This window comes from Fictibacillus nanhaiensis (assembly GCF_023715445.1).
In the GTDB taxonomy this organism is placed as follows: Bacteria; Bacillota; Bacilli; order Bacillales; family Fictibacillaceae; genus Fictibacillus; species Fictibacillus nanhaiensis_D.
This window is the reverse complement of sequence record NZ_JAMBOD010000056.1, coordinates 1-378: the sequence shown is the minus strand read 5'-3', so window position 1 is coordinate 378 and position 378 is coordinate 1. Positions and strand designations below refer to the sequence as shown.

Sequence of the window (378 nt, the reverse complement as noted above, 5' to 3'; positions counted from 1 at the left end):
AGGCCCACCATTTCCATTTTAATAATCCTAGAATATGGGGCTTTAGCTCAGCTGGGAGAGCGCCTGCCTTGCACGCAGGAGGTCAGCGGTTCGATCCCGCTAAGCTCCACCATTGCACATCTTACGAGATGGTGCCTTTTTTTGACGCTAAATACAGAGAAGCTTCCATTGCTCCTGCGTCTGCGAGATATTACACTACGATGTGTGTTCCTCGTCGCATGGCAGCAAAGAAGTCTTCAAGTAAGTAGCCATGTTCTTTGAAAACTAGATATCGACATCCAAACAAATGCAAGGCAGATAGAATTATCTAATCTGCGCCAAAGCAACAATCTTGATGTGTATGCATCATTAAGTTACGAGATGCGAGAAGTTCGAGGC

Annotated in this window: 1 tRNA gene; it reads left to right on the top strand. The window is 45.8% G+C overall.

What is annotated here, in order from left to right:
• Window positions 1–36 precede the first annotated feature (36 nt).
• Window positions 37–112 (top strand) — tRNA-Ala (locus tag M3196_RS21835).
• Window positions 113–378: the final 266 nt, after the last annotated feature.